Consider the following 23,039-nt stretch of genomic DNA (forward strand, 5'->3'; position numbering starts at 1 on the left):
TCGTCGGTACCGATTGCACCGACGGTGCTATCTCAGGGGCGGTGTATTAGTGGGTTTCCGGAGCAGTTGCAAGGGAAAAACCCTGCAAAACCCGTCCGGCAGGCATGCGTTTATTCGAACTCGATGATCTGTTGATCGACTGTGAGACTCCCCCCGGCGGCTGCGTGGATTTTCGCCACCGTGCCGTCCTTCTCGGCCCGCAGTACGTTCTCCATCTTCATCGCCTCGACCACGGCCAATTCCTGGCCCGCCTTGACCGCGTCTCCCTCGCCCACAGCAAGCGAGACCAGCAGGCCCGGCATCGGCGACAGCAGGAACTTGCTGAGATCGGCCGCCTCTTTCTTCGGCATCCGGTCCAGCAGTTCCGAGGCCTTGCGGCTGATCACCGTATAACGGCGCTGCGCGCCTGCGATGGAGGTGATGTAGTCGATTCCCTTGCGTTCCATCTGCACCGGGAACGGCTTGCCATTGACCGTACCACCGAACACCGGCTCTCCGGCCCTTAGCGCACCGTGTACCGCGTAGGTCATACCGACGATGGTCACGTCGAACCCGCCATCGACCGCATGCGCGTCCGCACCTTCCGCCGCATCGTCGTGACGGACCATCCATGCACCCTGAGGCAGATTGCGGTCACTGACCGGGGTCTGGCCGGAGATCATCCGGTTACGCTCCGTATAGGCGGATTCCGCTGCCACGGCGACAGCACGCATAGCGTTCTCAATCTCTTCGCTCACCGGCGCGCCGTGGAAGCCATCCGGATACTCCTCGGCGATAAAGCCGGTCGACAGCCGTCCCTCGCGGAACCTTTCATGCGCCATCACGGCGGAGAGAAAATCGACATTGTGTCCTATGCCGCGCACCAGGAACCGGTCGAGCGCCTCACCCATCCGGTCCACCGCCTCAATCCGTGTGTCCCCGTAGGTGCAGAGCTTGGCCACCATCGGATCGTAGAACATGGAAATCTCGGCACCTTCATAGACGCCGGTATCGACGCGCACCGTGTCGCTCTCAACCGGTGGCTGATAGCGCACCAGACGGCCCGTGGAGGGCAGGAAGCCGCGATAGGGGTCCTCGGCATAGATCCGCGACTCAACGGCCCAGCCAGTCATTTTGATGTCGTCCTGGGTGAAGGGCAGTTTCTCGCCCGCCGCCGAACGGATCATGATCTCGACCAGATCAAGGCCGGTGACCAGTTCCGTCACCGGATGCTCCACCTGGAGCCGGGTATTCATCTCCAGGAAATAGAAATTCCGGTCCGCATCAACGATGAACTCAACAGTCCCGGCGGAGGAATAATCCACCGCTTGTGCCAAAGCCACGGCCTCGGCGCCCATAGCGGCCCGGGTTTTCTCGTCCAGGAACGGGCTCGGCGCCTCTTCGATGACCTTCTGATGGCGGCGCTGAATGGAGCATTCCCGCTCCCCCAGATGCACAACATTGCCGTGCTTGTCCGCGATCACCTGGATCTCGATATGGCGCGGTTCTTCGACGAACTTCTCGATGAAGACACGCTCGTCACCAAAGCTGGAGCGGGCCTCGTTCACGGCGGAGCGGAAACCGCTCACCACCTCGTCGTCGTTATAAGCAACCCGCATGCCCTTGCCGCCACCGCCGGCGGAAGCCTTGATCATCACCGGATAGCCGATCTCACGGGCGACCTTGGCCGCTTCGGTGTCGTCGGCAAGGATGCCGAGATAGCCCGGCACCGTGCTCACGTTCGCCGCATGCGCCAGCTTCTTCGACTCGATCTTGTCGCCCATGGCCCCGATGGCCTTTATGCCCGGGCCGATAAAGGCAACGCCTTCCTTTTCGAGTGCTTCCGCGAAAGCCGCGTTCTCGGAAAGGAAACCGTAACCAGGATGCACCGCCTCGGCGCCGGTCTGCCGGATCGCATCCATGATCTTGTCAATCACGAGGTACGATTCAGCAGAGGCTGCTGGGCCGATATGCACCGCCTCGTCGGCCGTCCGGACATGCAGGGCGTCCGCATCGGCATCGGAATAGACGGCGACGGTCTGGATGCCCATGCGTTTTGCGGTCCGCATCACACGACAGGCGATTTCGCCACGGTTGGCGATCAGGATTTTCTTGAACATGGTGTGGAAGTTAACCGAGCCCCTTGAGGGCCGCAACAGGACAACGTGTCCTCAATTCTTCAATCTGTATTCGCGATTAAAACTCACCATTCGTAATCGTGATCCAACTCAAGATTTTCAGTAATCTTAAGTGTGATTATTGCTGAGAAGAGAATTGTAAAAAACCTCAAGCAAGCATCCCGCATTGCAATGACATTTGAGCCACGAAACCTTCATTCACTGATAAGGTGCGGTGCATTTGAAGAAACAAACTACGTGCACCGCCGGAATGAGGTGAACGAGGATAACCATTGCTGGAATGGACAAAGAAATGCAGCGCGACACATTGTTTTTAGTACGTTCTGGGTTTCAAGACCCGGCCTATCCCGGACAGACGTTCTATTGTTGGCATTGTGCTCTCATGGAAGGGGTATTGGCCTCTTTCCCTGAACTGGCCAAGCACCTTGATGTCGAGAGGGTTGCATGGCCTCACCCCCGGCTCCCGTTAGTGGAACTGGTTGGGGAGACGAACCAGTCGCTGCCCTTACTCGTCCTTAAAGATGGTGCGACCTCCCCGCACCAGACTGGAACATATGAAGGGCGGGCCTTAATCTCCGACAAGGACAAGATTCTTGCGGCTTTGTCAGAAAGACATGGTTTCCCAGATCCGCACCCATAATGCCTGCATCAGGACCTACTCCCATCAAGCCGAAGCTCCATGATACTGGCCAATCTTGGCTATTGGCAATCTTGGCTATTGGCAGTCTGGGTTACTGGCAGTCCGGTCTCCCCAGTCGTTCAGGACTCTAGCCGGACCTCTTGAAGGCAGGGACCAGATGTGGCGCCATCAGTCCTTCAACTTGTGTTCTGTTCACGATAAATTTCGCCCACGCGCGCCGTGCGCCGCCAGGGTCTCGCCTTGTTCACCGGAATGTCCCATTTCGCATCCGACGGATCGATCTCGTTAATCACCAGACCGGCAGCGTTATGCTCGCACTGGGCAATAATCTTTCCATAAGGACCAATGAAACAGGACGGTTCTCCTGCCCTGCCGTTTTCGGGAACGGAATAACTCAGCCAGTAGCAATTACCGGCCGCATGCCCCTGACACTGAATCCGGAACATCTCCAAGCCAGGACCGGACGAAAGGCAGACGCAATCCACACCAAGCCTCTCATACTCCATGAAAAATTCGGGGAACTGGACCTCGATACATATCAGAAACCCCAACCGGGTTCCCTTGATATCGACAGTGACAGGCTGGTTTCCCGCCGCGTACCAGTCCGTGATTTCCGAATTGGAACAGTACCGCTTGTCGTACCGCGCGATGGCCCTGCCCTGACCGTCAATGATGTGAAGGCTGTTCAGAGGGCGCCTCAGTTCCGGATGGCGATGATTGCAACCGACAAATGCCCAGACACCGGTCTCGGCACAGCATGCCCGAACCTCATCCAGAGAAGCTTCCAATTCTTCCCAATCGACATCGGACCAGCTTTTGATCTCGGATTTCACATAGCCGGACAGAGCGGCTTCGGGAAAATGAATGCAATCGGCGCCGGAAGCCGCCGCTTCCAGAATCAGGCTACAAATTCCGGCGACATTCTTTTTCGGATCGGACGTGATCGGGGACTGAGCCGTGGCAATCCGGAGCATACGCTCTTCCCGTCCCGGAAACCGCGTCAGATCAGGAAATTGATGTAAGAACCAGCAGGGGCATCCGGATCAATATTGTCATTCGCGAGAAGCGCCATCAGCCGTTTGATCTGGCGCTCTATATCGGCATCCGTGGTCGCGGTGCGCAGGCGGAAGCCCGGGGTCGGCGCACTGCTCGGAATCTGTAGCGGCTGCTGCTGAGCAACGCGGGCCGGAGTCGCGGCAGCCGGTCGGCGGACCACAGGGCGCCGGACACGCCCGTTAGGAGCGCCTACGCCGCCATTTCTTGGTCCACTCGGTGTCAGTGCCATATGCGATGCCCTCGGCTTGATGCCAACGACAGAGACTATAGCCGAGAGAGAATCGGGCGCAAAGCCTTACGCTTTCGGTCCACCCAGCATGCCCTCCAGCGCATCCATCGCCGCCGTCAGCCGTTCCGGCGCGGAGGCATAGCAAAGCCGCAGATAGCCTTCGCCCGACGGCCCGAAGGCGCTGCCTGGTGCGAGACCGACATTGCACTTGTCGATGATCTCCTTGCAGGCGGCGACCGAGTCGGTCATGCCCTCGACCGTGAAGAAGGCGTAGAAGGCCGCTTTCGGCCGGGCGGAGCTTATCCGGGGCCAGGCGTCGAGACGGTCGAACACGATGTCCCGGCCCTTCAGGCTGCGCTCTCGCAGGTCCTTGATCACGTGATCGCCGTCGCGCATCGCCACGATGGCGCCGCGATGCAGGAATTGCGGTACACCGGAGGTGACGATCTGCACCAGCTTGGCGACGGTCGGACCGAGGGATGCCGGATGGGTAAGCCAACCAAGCCGCCAGCCGGTCATCATCCAGGACTTGGAGAAGCTGTTGATGACGAAGAGCCTGTCGTCATCTTCGGCGATCTGCAGGAAAGACGGCGCCACGTCCCGATCGAAGACAAGCTGGTGATAAACCTCGTCGGCGATGATCCAGATGCCGCGCTCCCGGGCGAAATCGAGAATCTGCTGCTGTTGCTCCTGCTCGATCATCCAGCCCGTCGGGTTGCCCGGCGAGTTGACGAAAATTGCCTTGGTCTTGTCGGTGACGGCCGCGAACAGCTCATCCATGTCGAGATGCCAGTCATCGTCACGCAGGCCGAGCGAGACATGGGTGCTGACGCCTCCATTGATCTCCACCGTAGAGTAGATGTTCGGCCAGATCGGGCCGATCACCAGCACCTCGTCACCCGGCTCCAGGATCATCTGCATGGCAAAGGCCAGAGAGGACATGCCGCCGGTTGTCAGGCTGACACGGTCGGTGTCGAGCGCGATGTCGAAGGTCCGGTTCATATAGGCGGCGATCTCCTTGCGAAGATCGAGAATGCCGCGCTGGTCGGTGTAGAAGGTCTCACCCCGTCGCATTGCATCGGCGGCGGCGTCGGTGATGAAAGCAGGTGTCGGCAGGTCACCCTCGCCGAACCAGAGCGGGATCAGGCCCTGCCGGTCCCAGCCATGCTGGGCAACCTCGACGATGCCGGTTTCCTCCAGATTTTCGACGAGAGGGTTCATCGGACCGAAGTCGGGCGCGGAGGGCATCAGCATGGGACGTATCCAGTTAGTGAAAAGCAGGCCGTCCCAAAACGCATTCCCGGACACGGCAGCGAAAACTTTAGCTCTTTGCCCCATGCCCACAACCCCATAAAACCGATGGCACGGGTTAGCCTCGGTTAACCGCCGAGATTGAACACAGAACATGAGGGCGATGATGGGCAGGATCTACCTGATCCGGCATGGGGAGACGGTGTGGAACCGGCAGGGACGGTTGCAAGGGCAACTTGATTCCCCTCTCACTCTGACTGGTGTGCGGCAGGCCGAAGCCCATGGCCGTAAGCTCGGTGCGCTGCTCGGGGCGACTGCCCTGCCCGTCATCGCCAGCCCGCTCGGCCGCACCAGGCAGACCGCCGCCATAATCTGCGATACGGCCGACTTGCCTTACGAGGCTGTGCAGTTCGACGAACGGCTGATGGAAATCACCCTTGGCGAGCATGACGGCTATCACGGCTGGACGGCTCTGGACCGGGATTTCCCAGAGCATGCCGTCGCCCGGCAAGCCAATCCCTGGCACTACCAGCATCCCGGCGGGGAAAGCACGGAGATGGTGCGCGAACGGCTGATCCCGGTTCTGGATGAACTGCGCGCGGCCGATGTGCCGCACATCGTCATCGCCCATGGCGTGGTGAACAAGATCATGCGCGGGATCTATCTCGGGCTGAGCGAAGAGGATTGTTTCGCCCTCGACCGGCCGCAGCACGGCTTTCACGTGCTGGAGGATGGCACCGAAGAGTTCGTGCTGAGCATGCCCCTTGAAAGTGCCTGACGAAGACCTTGCGAAAGCGTTCTTCAGTCGACATCCTGAAAACACAGGCGGGCACCGTCCCGGTAATTTCAGACAGGAGTAATGGCATGGTCCGGCACCGTCCGCACCATGGCCGGCAATTCCCAAACTGAGGTCCCATGATGGATGACCATGCCACGTCCGGCATACGGTTCGGCCGTATCGCCGCCACTCTCCCCGTGAAAGACATGGAGAGAGCCCGAAGTTTCTATGCCGACACGCTCGGTTTCAAGAAGGTGTTCGAAAACGGCACGCCCGTCGGCTTCATGATCCTGAAGCAGGGAGCGGCTGAACTGCACCTCACCCTGCAGCCAAACTACAAACCGGCGCCCTTCAATATCGCCCACATGATGGTCGAGGATGTGGATGCGCTTCACGCGCTCTGCCAGAAGGCAGGCACGCGCATCATCAAGGGACTGCAGGACAAGGATTACGGTCTGCGGGCCTTCGTCTTCGAGGACCCGGACGGAAACCGCATCGACGTCGGCGCAGCGCTCTGACGTTACGGCGTCTCCGGCACGGCTGGTCCGTGCCGGGGCGCCTTATTCATATCTTGAAAAACGGGACCGAGGCATTCGTCCAGTGTCAGATGCCTTCAATCTGCACGCGTTTTAAAGACACGCCGGTCCTCTTCGTCAAAAGCTGATCTTTGTTCTCAGTCCGGCATAGACGGAATTGCTGCTCGATATCGGAAATCCGTCTAGGAGCTGGATGTCGGCGGTCACATTCAGCCAGGGGAGGAATTCGTGATTGTAGAAGACTTCCACACCCTGTTCCGGACCGATCAAATAATTGATCGGAGACGCGGCGATGGCATCGGCCAGGACCCCGCTAAGCCGGTATTTGAAATAGCCTATCCCCCAGCGATCGTTCGGATATTCTTCAAACATCGCGTTTCCAGAAAGACCGAAAAAATAACTGGTGCCGACGGGCGTCGGGTTTTCATCCGAGAATCCGACATGCCCGAACAATCCCCAGCCTTTGGAGGTGTCGTCGGGGTTTTGCCAAAGAAACTGCTGGGCATTGAAACTCACATACCAAGGATTTTTGGCAGTGCCAACCGGCTCAGAGATGCCCGGCGGAAGGATCAGTTGCGGGATATCCTTGAGATCGACACTCTCTTCGCTGCTTATGACACCCCGAACCGAGTAGAAACCGGGCAGACCGTAAAGACTGGTCGACAGGGTCGAGGAGACCGAGAGCGTCACCCCTTCGGAGAAGGGTTCCGTGATCACGTCTGAGTTCTGCGCGTTACGCGGATCGTAGACCAGCACGCCCAAGGATACAGGATCGAATTTGACCCCAAGCGACGCACCAAGCAGATAGGGCGGTGTAACCCCGCTGATTGGCGCCGCAAACGCCGTGTTCATGAAAGTGTCGAGACCACCGCCACCGATCAGCGGCGTTCTAGCGGCAGCATCCAGCATGTTGAATTTGCCCATGCTGAGGGTGGTACCGTTGCTGAAACGCTGAGTGAGCAGGATCGAGGTGTCGGCCTCTTTGTCACCGACACGTGGAAAGGCCATAGCCGTATTAATCGGGATGATGACGCCATCGCCCTGAGCCAGCGCATCGTCGCCGGCCACAATCTCCTGATGGATGTTCAGGTAAAGTCCAGTCCATAGACCGAGCTTCTCTCCGTCGAGATCGACAACGAGATCGCCTTTTCCACCCAACTCGAAGCTGTGATCACCAAATCCCCTGACAAGGCCCTGACCGAACTGGGTCCACGAGGCCTTGATGTCGACACCATCCTCCCGAAGGCTCTGTCGGGACGTTTCCGGGCCGTCGAGCAATGCCGGCCGGGTCAGAAGAGGATTTTCAGCGCCGGATTTTTCTTCCTCGGCAGCATTCACCCCGAAGCCGAGCAAAACGAACCCCAAACCAAGCAGTAATCTTTTCAAGCCAGACACGACCATCTCACCAATCGCTCAAAAGAAATTCCAGCTCCACGACTTCGGCGCCGCTGCCCGCGAGCGCCATCATATCATCGTTCGATCCGGTCCCGAGCACGCGATTACCGCGCACGGCCATGGTGACATGTTGGGAGAAACGTCGATCTATCGGAAGAACAATGCCTCCCGCGGAAACAACAGCCGCAAATAGCGCCCCTACGCCCCGAACTCATTCTCCCCTCCTTTTTTCCGATGCCAATCCGCTGGAGTTCGGCCCAAGACAGCATGCCGATAGCGAAAGAGACACTACACGTATCGATTTATTATTTACACCCCGACAGACCTGACAGGCCGTTTGAAACGTGCGCGGGAACACAGAATCGTAGCCCGTCCGGATAAGGCCGCCGTTTCGTTTTCGACCTTGCAGGCAGCGCAACAGGCGCTGCAAAGCGGCAATCTCAATTTCTTAGGAGGGTGTGCTCTGCCACCGATGGAGGCGAACTTTTCGGGCGCTCAGTCGTTACCCTGAATTTCCGGAAGGCGACGGATGGTCCGGATTGGGATATCCATGTCCCGGGTCCGATGCATGAAGTCCGCCAGCCCCTCATAGGCAACCGCCATATGATAACCATTGGCATGCAGCAGCATGCCCGGTTCGGCCAGGAACATGACATGGCCTGCCGTAAACAGCAGATCGCCCGGCTGCGCCGCGTCGAGCCCGCCCTCGACGAGCATGCCGACCGTCGCTTCTTGCATATCGCTGTCCCTCGGCGCTGTGATCCCGGCCCGGGCCAATGCAAGCTGCACCAGCGCGGAGCAATCCAGCCCGAAGCTTGATCGACCACCCCAGCCATAGGGAGCGCCCATGAAAAGCTCGGCGGTCGAGAGATAATCCGGCTCAATCTCTGTCAGGTCGCAGAGATGGGGCGTATAGATCCAGCCGCCCGTCTCACCGAAATCGACGCGGGAATAACTCCCTTCTGTCTCCAAGACCCGGACACGGGTGGAGAGATGCAGCATATCGAGCGGGATAGACTTCAGGTCCGGCTCCGGGAACACATAGCTCCGCAGGGCCTGCACTTCGTGACTGTAGGTCGCCTCATTATCCGGTCCGAGACCGTCCTCGCGGACATAGCCAACATAGCCGTCACTCTGGTTCTGCCCCCAGGCCCAGCCATCCTTGCGCTCATAGGCGATGAAACGCTCGTTGAAGAGCAGTTCCGTCGATTGCCGCGCCTTCGCATCCGGCGCCTCGCGCACAGACAAAGTGCCGGACAGCACCCGGCACGCCTCGCCCGCCACATATTTCGGTGCATCGATATCGGCTTCGAGAAAGTCCGCGGCGATATCCTCGCGGGCCGGGGTCAAACGATGGTCGAACGGGTCGATCTTCACGCCATCAGATCCTTCGTTGCCCGGTCGAGACCGTCCAGGGTGAGCGGGAACATGCGGTCCTCCATCAGGTCACGGATCATGCTGATCGACTGGGTATAGTGCCAATATTTCTCGGGCGTCGGGTTGAGCCAGGCCGTGCGTCGGAAATGCCCTGTCAAACGCTGCATCCAGGCGGCGCCCGCCTCCTGGTTCATATGCTCCACGCTGCCGCCGGGCATGGCGATCTCGTAAGGGCTCATGGAAGCATCGCCGACGAAGATCGCTTTGTATTCCGGCCCGTAGGTATGCAGCACGTCCCAGGTCGAGGTCGCCTCGGTATGCCGGCGCCAGTTGTCCTTCCACACCTTCTCGTAAGGGCAGTTGTGAAAGTAGAAATATTCCAGATGCTTGAACTCTGACCGGGCGGCGGAGAACAGCTCTTCCGTCACCTTGATGAAGGGATCCATTGAGCCGCCGACATCAAGGAACAGCAGCACGTTCACGTTATTGTGCCGTTCCGGCACCATCTTCAGGTCGAGGTACCCGCCATTGCGCGCGGTTGAGCGGATAGTATCGCTCATATCCAGTTCGGTCGGCGTGCCGGAACGGGCAAAGCGGCGCAGCTTGCGGAGCGCCATCTTAATGTTCCGGGTGCCGATCTCAACGGAATCGTCGAGATTGCGGAACTCCCGCTTATCCCAGACCTTCACTGCCCTGTTATGGCGATTGCCATCCTGCCCGATGCGCACGCCTTCCGGGTTATAGCCATAGGCGCCGAACGGGCTGCGACCGGCGGTACCGATCCACTTGTTGCCTCCCTGATGGCGCTTTTCCTGCTCTTCCATGCGCTGCTTGAGGGTTTCCATGAGCTTTTCCCAACCGCCCATGGCCTCGATCTCGGCCTTCTCCTCCTCGGTCAGGTTCAGCTCCGCCATCTTGCGCAGCCATTCCTCCGGAATATCGTCGCCGAACAGGTCGGTGAGATACTCCAGCCCCTTGAAGACATGGCCAAACACCTGGTCGAACCGGTCCAGATGCCGCTCATCCTTCACCAGCGTCGCGCGCGAGAGATAGTAGAAGTCCGTGACCGCATAACTCGCGAGCCCGGCCTGCACGGCCTCCAGCAGCATCAGGTACTCCTTCACGGAGACCGGTACTTCGGCGCGTTTCAGTTCATAGAAGAAATTCGAAAACATGGGGACTTGTCACAGGACCGGAGTAGCCGGTCAAGCATGCTTAATACAGCCGGTCCGTCATTTGATATCGAACCAGTTCACGGTCGGTCCAAGATTCTGCACCCAAGTTCTCCCGATCTGATCGGTCTCGCCCCAGGAATGATGAATATGGCCGCAAAGGCAGAGTTCAGGTTGCCGATCCCGGATAAATTCCGCGATGGCGGAACTGCCATGGTGGGAGCCGTCTTTCTGCAGATCCGCCGAACCGAACGGCGGCGCGTGGGTAACAAGCACCGTTGCTGGTCCTGCCTGTTCCAGCAGTGCGGCGGCGCGTTCCTCGCTCTCGCTGGCATTCCATTCGGCCTCGTTCCGCTGCGGAATCTCGCCGCCAAGCCCCGTGAATGTGATCCCGCCCAGGGTCACGGCACGGCCATGAAGATAATAGCCGTCTTCCCATTCGGCACAGAGCGCCGCCATTTCCGCGGGCCGATCATGATTACCGTGCACCAAAACGACCGATTTTCCGCACTGTTTCAAAAGGGAGACCGTGTCTGATTCGCCTTCCCCCCGGATTGCGAAATCACCAGCAGCGACCAGGACATCTGCCTCGCCGCTCGCCTCAATCACCTTTCGCGTCGAGCTCACACTTCGATGCAAGTCGGAGAAGGCCAAAATACGCATCCTCAATGCTTCGCAAAGCGCAACAGGATCGCACCAACCAGTGTCGTCATGGTCGAGGCCACTTTCATCAGGTCCAGTCGCTCCTTCAGGAAAAAGACGCCAATCAGCAGCGCGAAGACGATGCTGGTCTCACGGAGTGCCGTCACCAGTGCAATAGGCGCCTGCGTGAAGGCCCAGGTAACCGTCGCATAGGCGACGAAGGACGCACCACCACCAACAAAGAACAGCTTCTTCCCGCCGCTCCAGATGAGACCGAAGGTGCCGGTCGAGCGAATGGCCACGTATATCGACATCACGATACCGTTGCCGATGGCTTGCCAGGCATAGAAACCGAGGGAGGTGCCGGCCAAGCGCGCACCCAGCCCGTCCACGAGGGAATAGGACGCGATGAAGCATCCCGTTGCCACGGCGAGCGCGGCCGCCTTTCCGTTTCGCTGCCCGTCGGCCCGCCTGACCAACGTCAGGCTGATGATGCCCGCGCCGATCAGGGAGATGGCGGAAAGCTCCATGTTGCTCATTTCCACTCCGAGCACGGCGATTGAAACCGCCGTCACGATCAATGGAGCCACTCCACGCGCGATCGGATAGACCTGCGTCAAATCGCCAAAGGTGTAGGAGCCGAGAAGGAACAACTGGTAGCCGACATGCAGGCCAATCCCGGCAAGAAGGTACGGCAGCGCTTCGGCGTCTGGCAGCGGGACGAACGGCAGGGCCGCCAGGGCGAAAGGCAGGTGCCCGAGCACAACCGCCGTCATGGCCATCAGCTTGTCAGCCCCGTTCTTGACCAAGGCGTTCCAAGCGGCATGCAGGACAGCGGCCCCAATCACGGCGATGAAAACGGTTGTCGACATTGCGAGCTTTCCTGTCTGCAAGGGCTGGAATAGAAACGACGTAATAATTGATATAGACGTATAGATGAATATTAAGTCGCACCAGCGATGGCAGCAATCAAAATAGCGAGCGTTTCGATCAATGTTCCCTTTGCGCCCTGACCAGTACACAGATAAGAACGCGTCACGGAACTTGAGATTTTATGTCCCGATGAATGCGGGCGGCCATGTGGCCACCCATCCAAGCCAGTAACAGATCACGCTTGCGCCGGTTCGGCGCGGCGCCTGTTGGCTTGTCTTCATCAAAAAATATCAATCGATATGCCCCGGCACACTGCCGTCGGCATGGATATGGACATTATCCAGACCAATGATCAGACAATATCAATCAAGCGATACCGAAACCCTCATTTCCATCTGGATGTCGGCAAGCAAGCTTGCCCATCCGTTTCTGGGTGATGACTTCCTCACGCAGGAAGCCATCAACATGCGCACCCTCTATCTGCCAAATGCAGAGACGTGGGTAATTGAGCACACCACCGTACCGATCGGCTTTATTGCGCTGATCGGCAGCGAGATTGGCGGACTGTTTCTTGACCCCGCCTACCACGGGCAAGGATACGGCCATCGGATGGTCGATCATGCGTGGAAGCTGAAAGGGCCTTTACGTGTCGACATTTTCGAAAGAAACACGATCGGCCGTCGCTTCTATGACCGGACAGGCTTCAAACAAACCGGTCAATATCTGCACGAAGCGTCGGGAGAAATAATACTCACGATGACAATGCCATCCACTTTGTAAACAAACGGGTAGGCGTCCAACAGGGCGCCTACCTTTTGGCTGGGCTGGGCTGGGCCGGCTCGAACGAGCCAGCCGACTGCAATCTCTCACCTTCCACCAAAACCAAGCAATTCGCACGGCATCCGCTTTCCAGTCCAGAATAGCCAAGCAGCAGCAGCGTTGCTCATGAGCGGATCCGCATCGCCGATTCCCACTCCTGCCTAAGCTTCATTTATGCACAACCATAAAAACTTCAGTACAGAACAAAACACAACCTTTACATGTTTTTTTCTTTTTGCCAGAATGAGCAACATATTATTCGCCTTAACCTTTGCGGCTGCAATTTCATGACAACAGATGACATCACCAACACCATGGCGGAGCCTGAAACTCGGCAAGGAGACGATTTACCACTGAGCGAACCGAAGGTCGGTGCTTCAGACAAGTGCGGCAAAGTGGTGACCGACATTCTCTGGTCGGAGCATGACTTCAAGATCTACAAGACCGATGACGGTATCAGCCCGCAATTCTCCGACGATCCGACACTCGCAAAAGCACAGCGCGAAAATTACTTGTCTCTGGGCCCGGACCTCGCCGATCTGAACCAGCAGATTAACTTATTGAAAGCAGGCTGGATCCAGGCATTCTCATCGATTATTCGCCGCCTCGGTTTCCCGGAAGACGTGCGGAATACTTATTATGCACAGGAAACAGCCAGAGGCATTGCGCAAGCCCTGAGTGGCCAGCCGCACAACGGCCGCGAAACCCTTTCAGACCTGAGCAAACGTATCTCGAAGCGGCTAAGCAATCACCTACGAGTGCTTTACTTCACGATCTGCGTTCTGGTGACGCTTGCGATTAGCGTCTCTCTCTCGATCTTCACAGAACAAATGCCCCTCCCCAGAACAGAGACGATCCTGAGGCTCAATATATTCAATATATCAGTCGCCGCCGTCATGGGCAGCCTAGGAGCCTTGCTCTCGACAGCCATAGGGTTGCGCAGCCTATCAATTGACCCAACCGCGACACGGGCGATCAACATCACCTATGCCATCCAGCGTATGCTGGTCGGTGTTCTGGGTGCGGTGATCCTGCATATCACGCTGAAAGCCGGCTTCGCCCACAATCTTATCGGAACAACGCCAAACAGCGAGGCTGGGGGCGACGCCGCCGACAAGCTGGCCTTCCTAAGCGTGCTTGCCGGTTTCAGCGAACGACTTGTTCCGAACCTTCTGAACCGTACGGCGGAGCACCATACGAACAATGGCGACCGAAACGAGTCGAAAGCCAAAGCCCCCAAGCAAGTAGTTACGGCAGAACAGAGCAGCGGCTAGTTAAGCGCGGCCTGCAGGGCTTTTTGTTTTTCCAAAAGATCGGTCGCGAGAGACCGGCCTCCGTCCTCGGTGCAGTGATGGTTCCCGATCTCCGCCGCCGCGCTGGATTTTTGCATTGCTATGGCGATTGAAGCCCACTCGACCGGACCGGCGCCTGCTTTCTCGGCGAGCTGTTTCACTTGCGCGATAAAGTAGGAGAGTTCCTTTTCCGGGCCACCGCAGAACGGCACAGACGCTGCAATCGTTCCGGCAGCGCTTCCATAGTCCTCAAGGGCTTGTTTCAAGGTTTCGTCGGCCGCGCCAGCCGGCGCTGAAAAAGCCGCGATGGCCAGGGCGGCGGATAGCATCAAACCAGGGCCCTTCATTACCCTCGTCCCTCCCGGCGGGCCATGAAAGCCAGCCGTTCAAACATATGCACATCCTGCTCGTTCTTCAGCAGAGCGCCATAAAGCGGCGGAATAATGTCCTTCTTGTCCTTGGACCTCAGCGTCTCCGGCGGGATGTCCTCGACCACCAGAAGCTTGATCCAGTCCAGCAGCTCGGATGTCGAGGGCTTCTTCTTCAATCCCGGCACCTCGCGCACTTCGTAGAAGGAGGTCAGAGCTTCGCGCAGCATGTTCTGCTTCAGCTTCGGGAAATGCACCTCGACGATTTCCGCCATCACCTCGGGCTCAGGGAATCGGATATAGTGGAAGAAGCAGCGACGCAGGAAGGCGTCCGGCAACTCTTTCTCATTGTTCGAGGTGATGATCACGATCGGCCGCTGTTTGGCTTTCACCACCTGCTGCGTCTCGTAGACAAAGAATTCCATGCGGTCGAGTTCGAGCAGCAGGTCGTTCGGAAATTCGATATCGGCCTTGTCGATCTCGTCGATCAGCAGGATCGACGGCTTTTCCGCCTCGAAGGCATCCCAGAGTTTTCCGCGTACGATGTAGTTTGAAATATCGTGCACCTTCTCGTCACCGAGCTGGCTGTCACGCAGGCGGGAGACCGCATCATACTCATAGAGTCCTTGCTGCGCCTTGGTGGTGGACTTGATGTGCCACTCGATCAGCGGCATGCCGAGAGCGCGGGCCACCTCGTGGGCAAGGACTGTCTTACCAGTACCGGGCTCCCCCTTGATCAGGAGCGGACGCTGCAGGGTGATCGCCGCGTTCACGGCGACCTTGAGGTCCTCCGTCGCGATATAGCCGTCCGTTCCGGAAAAGCGTGACGTCTCGGTCATGAAAACTCCCTTGGGCGCTTGAATACCACCCCGCAGATCGGTTCTGGGCGGCAAGGAAAAGGCGCCCTCGGCGGGCGCCTCCTTATTAAGGTACGGCGATCAGTCGCGGCCTGTCGATGGCAAAGCTACCACCGGTCAGGCGAGTTTTTCAGCCATGGCGGCTTCGATGGCGGCAATCGCTGCCGGGCCAGCATCCGCGTCTGGGCCGCCGGCCTGGGCCATGTCCGGACGGCCGCCACCGCCTTTTCCGCCAAGGGCTTCGGAGCCTACGCGCACCAAGTCCACCGCGCTGACCTTGTCCGTCAGATCCGCCGTAACACCGACCACCAGAGATGCCTTGCCCTCATCGGAGGACACAACGGCCACGACGCCGGTGCCGATCTGCTGCTTCAGGCCGTCCGCAACGCCCTTCAGCTCGCGCGCGGGCACGCCCTCAAGGGCACGGCCGGCGAACGTGACACCCGCCACATCCTTGCTCTGCGCTTCGCCTGCTGCGCCGCCCTCTGCAAGCTTCCGACGCAGGTCCTGTACTTCGCGCTCCAGCTTGCGACGATCCTCGATCAGGGTACCGATCCGGTCAGGCAACTGGTCGACGGAAACCTTCGCCACCGTCGCTGCGGCCGTCAGCAGGCCTTCTCGGCCATCGAGATATTCCAGCGCGCCGGCGCCCGTCACAGCCTCGATCCGGCGCACTCCTGATGCGACCGCCCCTTCAGAAATGATATGCAGAACACCGATATCGCCGGTCCGGTTCACATGGATGCCGCCGCAAAGCTCGGTCGAATAATGCTGCTTGCCGGGATCATCCGTCGCCCCGCCCATGCTGACAACGCGCACCTCGTCCCCGTATTTCTCGCCGAAAAGCGCCATGGCTCCCGCCTTAATGGCGTTTTCTGGGTCCATCAGCGTCGTGGTAACGCCGCTATTGCCACGAATACGTTCGTTCACTTCAGTCTCAACCGCTTTCAACTCCATGTGGGACATGGCTTTCGGGTGGGCAAAATCGAACCTTAGCCGTCCCGGAGCGACAAGCGAGCCCTTCTGGGTCACGTGTTTCCCGAGATGCCGCCGCAATGCCTCGTGCAGAAGGTGGGTGGCGGAGTGGTTGGCCCGCGTATGCCCCCGGCGGGTCCGATCAACGGTTAGCTCGACCGCGTCGCCGACCTCTACGACACCTTCCGCCATCTTCGCGAAGTGAACCCAGAGATCGCCGACTTTCTTCTGTGTGTCTGAAACACCAATCTTCGTGCCACCGAGAGTGCGTGCGGATCCCGAATCTCCGACTTGACCGCCGGATTCCCCGTAGAACGGGGTCTGGTTGATGATCATGGAAAATTCGGCTGGGCCTTCGATACGCTTCACCGGTTTGCCGTCCAGCACCAGCGCCTCGATCTGGCCTTCGGCATGTTCCGTGTCGTAACCAAGGAATTCTGTTGCACCGCACTGCTCACGCAGCTCGAACCAGACCGTATCGGTCGCCGCATCACCAGAGCCCGACCAAGCTGCCCTGGCCGCCGCCCGCTGGCGGTCCATCGCGGTCTCAAATCCGTCCGTATCCACGAGACGGCCCTGTCCGCGCAGGATGTCCTGGGTAAGATCGAGCGGAAAACCGTAGGTGTCGTAAAGCTTGAAAGCCACATCGCCCGCGAGCGTTTCACCATCGCCGAGCTTGGAGGTTTCATCCTCCAGATGCTTCAGACCGCGGCCGAGGGTTTCCTTGAAGCGGGTTTCTTCCAGCTTCAAGGTCTCCTTGATCAGGCTTTCCGCGCGGCCGAGCTCCGGGAAAGCGTCCCCCATCTGCTTGACCAATGCCGGCACCAGTTTCCAGACCAGCGGGTCTTTGCAGCCCATGATATGAGCATGGCGCATGGCCCGGCGCATGATCCGCCTGAGAACGTAGCCACGGCCCTCATTGGACGGCAGCACACCGTCCGCGATCAGGAAGCTGGAAGCACGCAAGTGATCAGCGACCACCCGGTGGGAAATCTTGAATGGCCCGTCCGGGTCGACATTCGCCTCATGTGCCGACGCCTCGATCAAGGCGCGCATCAGGTCGATGTCGTAATTATCATGCTGGCCCTGCAACACAGCGGCGATGCGCTCAAGCCCCATACCTGTATCGATCGACGGGCGCGGCAGGTTCACCCGATTACCCGGCGCGATCTGCTCGTATTGCATGAAGACCAGGTTCCAGATCTCGATGAACCGGTCACCATCCTCGTCCGGGCTGCCAGGAGGGCCACCCGGAATGTCGGGGCCATGATCGAAAAAGATTTCGGAGCACGGGCCGCACGGACCAGTATCGCCCATCGCCCAGAAATTATCCGAGGTGGCGATACGGATGATCCGGTCATCGGAAAGGCCCGCAATCTTGCGCCAAAGCGCCGCCGCCTCCTCGTCCTCGTGATAAACCGTCACCAGCAGCTTGTCGGCCGGCAGGCCGTAGCGCTTGGTGATCAGAGTCCAGGCATGCTCAATGGCCTGTTCCTTGAAATAATCGCCGAAGGAAAAGTTCCCCAGCATCTCGAAGAAAGTGTGGTGCCGGGCCGTATAGCCGACATTCTCAAGATCGTTGTGCTTGCCGCCGGCCCGCACGCATTTCTGGGAAGTGGCAGCCCGGTTGTAGTCACGATGCTCCTGCCCGGTGAAGACGTTCTTGAACTGGACCATGCCGGCATTGGTGAACAGCAGGGTCGGGTCGTTCCGCGGCACCAAGGGGCTAGAGGCGACTTCGGCGTGACCGTTCTCGACGAAATAATCTAGGAATGTACGTCGGATCTCGTTCGCGGTCTGCATATCGTCCCTCCGGACCGGCGACGCATGTATTGCCGCCGGACTAACCATGCCTCTCAGCCCGTCGCAACATCGCGGCAGGCGGGCTCCGCTTTTACTGAAGAAGCCTTCTTCTGTCCAGCGCAGGACCGTAGCGAAACCGCCATTTTCCACATCAGCAGCACCTCGACGAAGCGACCACAGTTGCGAGGTATATGCTTTTGCAAAAGAAAACCCCGGCACCAAGATCGGGCCGGGGTTATCTGTTGTTACATGGCGATAAGAATTCCAACCCGAAAGCCGGACTTCCGCTCGCGCCGGATCAGGCGCCCAAGTTCAAGCGTCCGCTTCGGATGCTGAATCACCCGGGCCCTGCATCATCGCGTCTGCGACGAGTCCTGCGTTCTGTCGGATCTGCCGTTCGATATCGTTAGCGATTTCCTTGTTTTCCGTCAGAAACCGCTTGGCATTCTCCCGCCCCTGGCCGATACGCTGACCACTGTATGAGAACCAGGCACCCGACTTCTCAACGATCCCGGCATTGACACCGAGATCGAGGATTTCGCCGTTTTTGGAAATGCCTTCGCCATACATGATGTCAAACTCAATCACTCTGAAAGGTGGGGCCATCTTGTTCTTCACCACCTTGACCCGGGTCTGGTTTCCGATCACCTCGTCCCGGTCCTTGATGGCGCCGATCCGTCGAATGTCCAGACGTACGGACGCATAGAATTTCAGGGCGTTACCGCCGGACGTGGTTTCCGGATTGCCGAACATCACGCCGATTTTCAGGCGGATCTGGTTGATGAAAATAACCAGGCAACGGGACTTCGATATCGAGGACGTCAACTTGCGCAGAGCTTGACTCATCAGCCGGGCCTGCAGACCGACATGGCTGTCGCCCATCTCGCCCTCAAGCTCTGCCCGCGGCACCAAGGCCGCGACAGAGTCGACCACTAGCACATCGATCGCGCCGGAGCGTACCAGCGTATCAGTGATTTCCAACGCCTGCTCGCCCGCATCAGGCTGGGAGATCAGCAGCTCATCAAGATCAACACCAAGCTTCCTGGCATAGATCGGATCAAGCGCATGTTCCGCATCAACAAAAGCGCAGGTTCCCCCGTTCTTCTGAGCCTCGGCAATGGCATGTAACGCCAAGGTGGTCTTACCGGAACTTTCCGGACCGTAAATCTCGACAATACGGCCGCGCGGCAGCCCACCGATCCCCAGCCCGATATCGAGCCCTATAGAGCCGGTCGAAACCGCTTCGGCCTCAGCCACCTGCTCGTTCTGGCCGAGCTTCATAATCGAGCCCTTGCCAAATGCCTTCTCGATCTGGCCGAGGGCAGCGTCCAATGCCTTTGTCTTATCCATGGGGTCCCGTTCGATGACTTTGAGTGCTAGTTCCGACATACCAGATCCTCCATATCCCACAAGGACGCCTGCGATGGCAATCAGCGCAGGCCCGCATGTCCGATTAGCCTTATGCGCGGGACTGAACTGAAATTCGGATCACAGCATGTACCATTTTTGTTCTCATTTACAAGAACATTTTCTCCTTTTGTTCACATTCGAAATGTAGGATTCATTTTCACACCGCACACGACATTTTGCGTTTGATCAATGAAAGTTCGATTTTGTTCTTATCTCGTTCCACTTGACTGACCGAATCACCCGGAAACTCTCATAGCGGATGGAGCACATCCTTCACAGTGCCGGCGAGCTGTTTCAGGCTGAAGGGCTTCGGCAGAAAATGAATATTGGTGTCTTCCTCGATACGCTGACGCAAAGCATCCTCGGAATAGCCTGAAATACAGATAACTCTCAGGTCCGGTCGATCCTCGCGCACCTTGCGCACCAAAGTCGGGCCATCCATTCCCGGCATCACCACATCTGTGATCAGCAGATCGATTTCCTCGCTCTTGTCCGACAGCAATTGCAGGGCTGCCTCGCCGTTTCGCGCCTCGATCACCTTGTAACCTTTATTGCGCAACGCGCGGGCACCGAACAGACGGACCGGGTCCTCGTCCTCGACCAGCATGATGGTTTCCACCCCGGTTAGATCCTTGCGGGATTCGGTGCTTTCCATCTGGCCGTCGCTATGGCGACTTAGCTCCTCCTTACCCTCATAGGCTGGCAGGAAAACGGAGAACGTCGTTCCCTCTCCAACGATGCTTTCGACAGAAATGAAGCCGTTGATCTGCTTCACAATGCCGTACACGGTCGAGAGACCCAGACCGGTTCCCTGCCCGACTTCCTTGGTCGAGAAGAACGGCTCGAAAATCCGGCTAATGATCTTCTCTTCAATGCCGGTTCCGGTATCGACGACATCGAGTTGCACATAGCGCCCGGCAGGCATCATGTCGTCGCCGCGCCTGACCGGCGTCTGAGTAATAAAATCATGGGTCTTCATTGTGATCATGCCGCCACCGGGACAGGCATCACGCGCATTCACAACCAGATTGATCACCACCTGCTCGAGTTGCCCCTGATCGACGCGGATCGGCGCGAGCTCACGGCCGTGGGTAATCTTCAAAACGATGTTCTCGCCGATTAGACGACGCAACAAGTGCGACAGGTCAGCGACGGTCTCGGTGACATCGAGCACCCGCGCGATCATCGTCTGCTGCCTGGAGAACGCGAGCAACTGCCGTACCAGGTTAGCCGCCCGGTTGGCGTTCTGTTTTACCTGCATGACGTCCGAGAAGGATTGATCTCCCGGCCGGTGACGGGCAAGCAAGAGATCGCAATACCCATTCATTGCCGTGAGCAAATTGTTGAAATCATGCGCGACACCGCCCGCAAGCTGGCCCACGGCCTGCATCTTCTGCGACTGGGCGACCTGCGCTTCCAACTGACGGCGGCGACCGATATCGATCAGGTATACGACAAGATTCGCACCATCCGGGCCTTCGCCGCTCTTTAGTGAACGGCAAAAAACAGCGACCTCGATGCCGTCGCCACCTTCACGATCGACGAGCTGAACCTCGATGTTCTCGCCGTCGGCGGATGCCCCCTCCAGGAAACGGATCGCAGACTCACGGTCTTCCTCATCGATAAGATCGACGAAGAGTGTGCCGCGATCCGCCGCTCCAGGCCCGGTACCTTCGACCAACGCGCTGTAGGCCGCGTTTGCGTGAATGGTTTTAAGGTCGGGTCCTAAAAAGATAATCCCCGCCGGAGCGTAATCGAGCGCCGGAGCGGTCCAACTATCCGTCTCCGGCAACAACAACGCTAGAATGCTTCTGCCATCTTCGGCATCCCTGTCGAAGGCAAGCTGCACCTCCCAGGCTGACATCCCCTCGGCCGCCGGAACCGTTCCTGCCGTGATAAGCGCTCCCGGGCTTGCCGACAAAGCCTGCTCCATATGCTTGCTAACCATCAGGCGCAGGCGAAGGACAAACTTGTTTGAAGCAATATTGTCCTCGTCACCCGCTGCAAACAGCTTGAGGAACGTCTGATTTGCCGACAGAAAACGACCTTCTTCGGAAAACCTGCAAACCGGGAGCATTGGCATAGCTTCCGCTTTTTCCGCTTTGCTACGCTCGGAGAGCTCCGATGTCAGGGCTGCAACGTCCCCCTGCAAGTGTTCACGCTCCGCCTCGAGCCCCCTCACGACGTCACGTGTACGCCTGAGCTTGACTGCCGCAGCGACACCAATAGCGGCGGCCAACAAAAAGCCACTCGCAGCGGGCACAATCATCGGGTCCATACGGTCTCCCCAGGTTGCGGGACATTTGGGCGGGACGCCTGTAAGCGACCACCGTCCCGTCTTTTTCCAATTTATAGAGAGATATTCGCTGGCACGTTCGATTTGTTCATCTTGAAGACATAGCTGATGACCTCGGCCACGGCCTTGAAATATTCTTCAGGGATTTCCTCGTCTATCTCCGCATTATCAAACAGTGCACGCGCCAACGGCCGGTTTTCGACGATTGGAACGTCGCTCTCCGTCGCGACCTCCCTGATTTTCAAGGCAACTGCATCTACCCCCTTGGCAACGACCTTAGGCGCCGCCATTTCGTCCATTTCATATTTCAGCGCTACCGCAAAGTGGGTAGGGTTCGTGACCACCACCGTGGCGTTGGGTACCTCGGCAATCATGCGCGTACGAGCCCGTTCGGCCCGGAGCTGGCGCAGCCGGGCCTTCACATGCGGATCGCCTTCGGTCTGCTTGTGCTCGTCCTTCACTTCCTGCTTGGACATGCGCTGCTGCTTCATGAACTCATAACGCTGATAGAGGTAATCTGCGGTCGCCAGCACACCCATTATCGCTAGCACACCGACGAACAGCTTGATCGCCACCCAATGGGTTTCATTGAGCAGCTCCGTGATGTCCATCTGAACCATCAGCTCAACGCGCGAGAATTCCGGAGCGACGATAAGATAGGCAACGAAGCCGACCAGGATCATCTTGACGATGCCTTTGAGCAACTCCATTACCGACTTCAGACTGAACAAACGCTTTGCGCCGGCTATAGGTGATATTTTCTCAAGCTTCGGTTCGATCGCTGCCGGAGCAATCAGCCAGCCGATCTGTGCGAGAATTCCTCCCGCGGCCAGAACAACTAGAAGCCCCAATGCAGGTGCAACAGCTATCCCCACATTCAACAGTGTATCGTAAAGGACCGGGCCGACAGCACTCATATCGACCCGATCGGGACGCTCGATAAAGAACAAGAGCGCGTGGCTCATATCCGTCAGCAAATAGGGCCCGATCAGCCCCACGATCAATGTCGCCCCCAAAAGGACGGCGAAATTATTCACCTCTTTGGAGCTGAGGGTATTGCCCTTCTCCCGTGCCTGGGAGAGTTTTCGCGCAGAGGGTTCTTCTGACTTATCTGCATCGTCCTGGTCGGCCATGCCACCGGCTCCGATCGCCC

General features: G+C 58.3%; 20 protein-coding genes. 5 read left to right on the forward strand and 15 right to left on the reverse strand.

The window, feature by feature from the left end:
- Positions 1–110 precede the first annotated feature (110 nt).
- Complete coding sequence (locus tag ABJ076_RS18385) at positions 111–2,099, reverse strand: acetyl/propionyl/methylcrotonyl-CoA carboxylase subunit alpha (protein ID WP_348202623.1); 1,989 nt, start codon at positions 2,097–2,099, stop codon at positions 111–113.
- 310 nt (positions 2,100–2,409) lie between these two features.
- Between ABJ076_RS18385 and ABJ076_RS18390 the strand changes: the two genes are divergently transcribed.
- Positions 2,410–2,757, forward strand: coding sequence for a DUF3088 domain-containing protein (locus tag ABJ076_RS18390; RefSeq protein WP_348202627.1), 348 nt, complete (start codon positions 2,410–2,412; stop codon positions 2,755–2,757).
- Between the two features lie 176 nt (positions 2,758–2,933).
- On the opposite strand, the gene ABJ076_RS18395 is transcribed toward ABJ076_RS18390, so the two are convergent.
- The 3 genes from ABJ076_RS18395 to ABJ076_RS18405 form a co-directional block, all read right to left on the reverse strand.
- Positions 2,934–3,731, reverse strand: a complete 798-nt coding sequence (locus ABJ076_RS18395; protein ID WP_348191804.1) for a carbon-nitrogen hydrolase family protein — start codon at positions 3,729–3,731, stop codon at positions 2,934–2,936.
- A gap of 26 nt (positions 3,732–3,757) precedes the next feature.
- Positions 3,758–4,042 carry a hypothetical protein gene (locus ABJ076_RS18400; RefSeq protein ID WP_348191801.1) on the reverse strand — a complete coding sequence of 95 codons (285 nt, stop codon included), beginning with the start codon at positions 4,040–4,042 and terminating at the stop codon, positions 3,758–3,760.
- Positions 4,043–4,108: 66 nt separating this feature from the next.
- Entirely contained in the window at positions 4,109–5,296 is a 1,188-nt protein-coding gene (locus ABJ076_RS18405; protein ID WP_348191798.1) for a pyridoxal phosphate-dependent aminotransferase, read from the reverse strand.
- A 163-nt stretch (positions 5,297–5,459) separates the two neighbouring features.
- Here ABJ076_RS18405 and ABJ076_RS18410 point away from each other — a divergent pair, with 163 nt between their 5' ends.
- Positions 5,460–6,071, forward strand: a complete 612-nt coding sequence (locus tag ABJ076_RS18410) for a histidine phosphatase family protein (protein WP_348199715.1) — start codon at positions 5,460–5,462, stop codon at positions 6,069–6,071.
- Positions 6,072–6,208: 137 nt separating this feature from the next.
- Positions 6,209–6,589, forward strand: a complete 381-nt coding sequence (locus ABJ076_RS18415; protein ID WP_348191794.1) for a glyoxalase superfamily protein — start codon at positions 6,209–6,211, stop codon at positions 6,587–6,589.
- 135 nt (positions 6,590–6,724) lie between these two features.
- Here ABJ076_RS18415 and ABJ076_RS18420 read toward each other — a convergent pair whose 3' ends face one another.
- The 5 genes from ABJ076_RS18420 to ABJ076_RS18440 form a co-directional block, all read right to left on the reverse strand.
- Positions 6,725–8,002 (reverse strand): carbohydrate porin, encoded by a 1,278-nt coding sequence (locus ABJ076_RS18420; RefSeq protein WP_348191791.1) that lies wholly within the window; start codon positions 8,000–8,002, stop codon positions 6,725–6,727.
- Between the two features lie 495 nt (positions 8,003–8,497).
- Positions 8,498–9,379, reverse strand: coding sequence for an NlpC/P60 family protein (locus tag ABJ076_RS18425; protein WP_348191789.1), 882 nt, complete (start codon positions 9,377–9,379; stop codon positions 8,498–8,500).
- Entirely contained in the window at positions 9,376–10,554 is a 1,179-nt protein-coding gene (locus ABJ076_RS18430) for a VWA domain-containing protein (RefSeq protein ID WP_348191786.1), read from the reverse strand. Before ABJ076_RS18430 ends, ABJ076_RS18425 begins: the two co-directional genes overlap by 4 nt.
- Positions 10,555–10,611: 57 nt before the next feature.
- Complete coding sequence (locus tag ABJ076_RS18435) at positions 10,612–11,214, reverse strand: metallophosphoesterase (protein WP_348191783.1); 603 nt, start codon at positions 11,212–11,214, stop codon at positions 10,612–10,614.
- A gap of 2 nt (positions 11,215–11,216) precedes the next feature.
- Positions 11,217–12,065, reverse strand: a complete 849-nt coding sequence (locus ABJ076_RS18440; protein ID WP_348191781.1) for a DMT family transporter — start codon at positions 12,063–12,065, stop codon at positions 11,217–11,219.
- A 349-nt stretch (positions 12,066–12,414) separates the two neighbouring features.
- Between ABJ076_RS18440 and ABJ076_RS18445 the strand changes: the two genes are divergently transcribed.
- Both ABJ076_RS18445 and ABJ076_RS18450 read left to right on the forward strand, forming a co-directional pair.
- Positions 12,415–12,846: a GNAT family N-acetyltransferase gene (locus ABJ076_RS18445; RefSeq protein WP_348191778.1), complete on the forward strand. Its 432-nt coding sequence runs from the start codon at positions 12,415–12,417 to the stop codon at positions 12,844–12,846.
- Positions 12,847–13,172: 326 nt separating this feature from the next.
- Positions 13,173–14,159, forward strand: coding sequence for a hypothetical protein (locus tag ABJ076_RS18450; protein ID WP_348191775.1), 987 nt, complete (start codon positions 13,173–13,175; stop codon positions 14,157–14,159).
- Here the strand turns inward: ABJ076_RS18450 and ABJ076_RS18455 are convergent.
- The 6 genes from ABJ076_RS18455 to flhB form a co-directional block, all read right to left on the reverse strand.
- A complete protein-coding gene (locus ABJ076_RS18455; protein ID WP_348191772.1) occupies positions 14,156–14,524 on the reverse strand; it encodes a hypothetical protein in 369 nt (122 codons plus the stop codon). The genes ABJ076_RS18450 and ABJ076_RS18455 overlap by 4 nt on opposite strands.
- Complete coding sequence (locus ABJ076_RS18460; RefSeq protein WP_028464653.1) at positions 14,524–15,384, reverse strand: MoxR family ATPase; 861 nt, start codon at positions 15,382–15,384, stop codon at positions 14,524–14,526. The genes ABJ076_RS18455 and ABJ076_RS18460 overlap by 1 nt, the downstream gene beginning before the upstream one ends.
- Positions 15,385–15,519: 135 nt before the next feature.
- Positions 15,520–18,180, reverse strand: coding sequence for an alanine--tRNA ligase (alaS, locus tag ABJ076_RS18465; protein WP_348191769.1), 2,661 nt, complete (start codon positions 18,178–18,180; stop codon positions 15,520–15,522).
- A 312-nt stretch (positions 18,181–18,492) separates the two neighbouring features.
- The gene (gene recA / locus ABJ076_RS18470) at positions 18,493–19,569 is read right to left on the reverse strand and encodes a recombinase RecA (RefSeq protein WP_348191766.1); all 1,077 of its coding nucleotides are present in this window, start codon (positions 19,567–19,569) and stop codon (positions 18,493–18,495) included.
- 271 nt (positions 19,570–19,840) lie between these two features.
- Complete coding sequence (locus ABJ076_RS18475; RefSeq protein WP_348191763.1) at positions 19,841–21,868, reverse strand: ATP-binding protein; 2,028 nt, start codon at positions 21,866–21,868, stop codon at positions 19,841–19,843.
- Between the two features lie 71 nt (positions 21,869–21,939).
- Positions 21,940–23,019 carry a flagellar biosynthesis protein FlhB gene (flhB, locus tag ABJ076_RS18480; protein WP_348191760.1) on the reverse strand — a complete coding sequence of 360 codons (1,080 nt, stop codon included), beginning with the start codon at positions 23,017–23,019 and terminating at the stop codon, positions 21,940–21,942.
- Positions 23,020–23,039 lie beyond the last annotated feature (20 nt).

The sequence above is a fragment of the Nisaea sp. genome, from assembly GCF_039990255.1.
Classification (GTDB): Bacteria; Pseudomonadota; Alphaproteobacteria; order Thalassobaculales; family Thalassobaculaceae; genus Nisaea.

What these genes read in the sequence shown, in the direction of transcription:
- ABJ076_RS18460 (WP_028464653.1), bottom strand. Translation starts at nt 15,384, where the DNA reads ATGACCGAGACGTCACGCTTTTCCGGAACGGACGGCTATATCGCGACG.
- ABJ076_RS18435 (WP_348191783.1), bottom strand. Translation starts at nt 11,214, where the DNA reads ATGCGTATTTTGGCCTTCTCCGACTTGCATCGAAGTGTGAGCTCGACG.
- ABJ076_RS18415 (WP_348191794.1), top strand. Translation starts at nt 6,209, where the DNA reads ATGATGGATGACCATGCCACGTCCGGCATACGGTTCGGCCGTATCGCC.
- ABJ076_RS18450 (WP_348191775.1), top strand. Translation starts at nt 13,173, where the DNA reads ATGACAACAGATGACATCACCAACACCATGGCGGAGCCTGAAACTCGG.
- ABJ076_RS18400 (WP_348191801.1), bottom strand. Translation starts at nt 4,042, where the DNA reads ATGGCACTGACACCGAGTGGACCAAGAAATGGCGGCGTAGGCGCTCCT.
- ABJ076_RS18445 (WP_348191778.1), top strand. Translation starts at nt 12,415, where the DNA reads ATGATCAGACAATATCAATCAAGCGATACCGAAACCCTCATTTCCATC.
- ABJ076_RS18440 (WP_348191781.1), bottom strand. Translation starts at nt 12,065, where the DNA reads ATGTCGACAACCGTTTTCATCGCCGTGATTGGGGCCGCTGTCCTGCAT.
- ABJ076_RS18430 (WP_348191786.1), bottom strand. Translation starts at nt 10,554, where the DNA reads ATGTTTTCGAATTTCTTCTATGAACTGAAACGCGCCGAAGTACCGGTC.
- ABJ076_RS18405 (WP_348191798.1), bottom strand. Translation starts at nt 5,296, where the DNA reads ATGCTGATGCCCTCCGCGCCCGACTTCGGTCCGATGAACCCTCTCGTC.
- ABJ076_RS18410 (WP_348199715.1), top strand. Translation starts at nt 5,460, where the DNA reads ATGGGCAGGATCTACCTGATCCGGCATGGGGAGACGGTGTGGAACCGG.
- ABJ076_RS18455 (WP_348191772.1), bottom strand. Translation starts at nt 14,524, where the DNA reads ATGAAGGGCCCTGGTTTGATGCTATCCGCCGCCCTGGCCATCGCGGCT.
- ABJ076_RS18385 (WP_348202623.1), bottom strand. Translation starts at nt 2,099, where the DNA reads ATGTTCAAGAAAATCCTGATCGCCAACCGTGGCGAAATCGCCTGTCGT.
- recA (WP_348191766.1), bottom strand. Translation starts at nt 19,569, where the DNA reads ATGTCGGAACTAGCACTCAAAGTCATCGAACGGGACCCCATGGATAAG.
- ABJ076_RS18390 (WP_348202627.1), top strand. Translation starts at nt 2,410, where the DNA reads ATGCAGCGCGACACATTGTTTTTAGTACGTTCTGGGTTTCAAGACCCG.
- ABJ076_RS18475 (WP_348191763.1), bottom strand. Translation starts at nt 21,868, where the DNA reads ATGGACCCGATGATTGTGCCCGCTGCGAGTGGCTTTTTGTTGGCCGCC.
- flhB (WP_348191760.1), bottom strand. Translation starts at nt 23,019, where the DNA reads ATGGCCGACCAGGACGATGCAGATAAGTCAGAAGAACCCTCTGCGCGA.
- alaS (WP_348191769.1), bottom strand. Translation starts at nt 18,180, where the DNA reads ATGCAGACCGCGAACGAGATCCGACGTACATTCCTAGATTATTTCGTC.
- ABJ076_RS18395 (WP_348191804.1), bottom strand. Translation starts at nt 3,731, where the DNA reads ATGCTCCGGATTGCCACGGCTCAGTCCCCGATCACGTCCGATCCGAAA.